The sequence below is a fragment of the Epilithonimonas hispanica genome (assembly GCF_003385395.1).
GTDB lineage: Bacteria > Bacteroidota > Bacteroidia > Flavobacteriales > Weeksellaceae > Epilithonimonas > Epilithonimonas hispanica.
Window position 1 is genome coordinate 1 of record NZ_QNUG01000111.1, and the last position, 1,262, is coordinate 1,262.

The window sequence follows — 1,262 nt, forward strand, 5'->3', positions numbered from 1 at the left end:
CCTTTAGTTTGCAAAATAAAAAATACAAGATTAGATTTATAATTTAAAAATCATTCACAAGAAACAGGGTGAACCATTTTGTGTCAAAGGTATCAAGACCTATGCAAAGATTATGAACCCTGTTTCTTTGAGAGCAAGATCATGATAGAAATTTAGGATTACGACCTATTATCAAGGGCTTAGATAAAACTCTCAACGTGAATGCTAAACTAAAAGTTATGAAACAAAAGTACGTTATTGGAATCGATATTTCCAAATCGAAATTAGATTGCGCCGTTATGGATTTTGAATACAAGATCCAATACGAAATGATAATTTCCAACACCGAAAAAGGGATTGGTGATTTTTTGAAAAAAATAGTCAAGCTTTTGAAAACTTCAAATGAAGAACTCTTGATTTGTTGTGAAAACACCGGCATCTATAACAGACCCTTGGAAAGAATATGTACAAAATCTGAAGTCCTACTTTGGATAGAACACCCTGTAAAAATAAAAAAAGCGGCAAGTGACCTGAGAGGGAAAGATGACAAGAAAGATGCACGTAGGATCGCAGACTACGCCGTAAGATACAGGGACAAATCGATTGCTTATGAAGAACCTTGTGAGGTCATTCAAAAAATGAATATTTTAACCAAATCCCGCAATACTCTGGTTGTTCAAAAAACAGCTTTGGAAAATCAATTGAGAGAGGCCAAAAGCCACGACAGATTTGAGTTCACACTCCTGGAAGAATCTTTTTCAAAAGCGTTAAAAGTAATTAAGTCCTCAATCAAAAAGATAGAAGACCAGCTTTCGGTATTAATAGAAAAAGAGCAGGAAATAAAGCAGAACAAGGATCTATTGACCTCAATTCCGGGAATCGGAGAACAATGTGCGATCAACTTCATTATTAGCACAAACAATTTCACATCTTTTGATAATGCAAAGCATTTGGCCTGTTATGCGGGAGTGGTCCCCTTTAAAAATCAATCCGGAACGATTGTAAAGAAAGAGAGAATCTCAAAAATGGCGAATCAAAAACTTAAAAAACTGCTCCATATGTCGGCAATGGCAAGCATAAGATCTGACAAGGAAATAAAAGCATATTTCCACAGAAAAGTAGAACAAGGGAAAAACAAAATGAGTGTTTTAAATGCTGTAAGAAATAAACTCGTTCACAGAATCATAGCTGTCATCAAACGAAAGCTGCCATTTCTACCAAAAGAAGAATTTTTATCAATAAAAAATTCAAATAATATTTGCTCTTTAACATAGAAATCTTTG

1 protein-coding gene is annotated in these 1,262 nt (G+C 34.3%); it reads left to right on the forward strand.

The genetic code is table 11. From position 1 onward, the window contains the following. The first annotated feature begins 218 nt into the window (after nucleotides 1-218). Nucleotides 219-1,253: an IS110 family RNA-guided transposase gene (locus DRF58_RS18065; protein ID WP_123902449.1), complete on the forward strand. Its 1,035-nt coding sequence runs from the start codon at nucleotides 219-221 to the stop codon at nucleotides 1,251-1,253. The last annotated feature ends 9 nt before the right edge of the window (nucleotides 1,254-1,262 follow it).

Excerpts from the sequence above, each read along its gene's own strand:
- DRF58_RS18065 (WP_123902449.1), top strand. The coding sequence starts at position 219 with ATGAAACAAAAGTACGTTATTGGAATCGATATTTCCAAATCGAAATTA.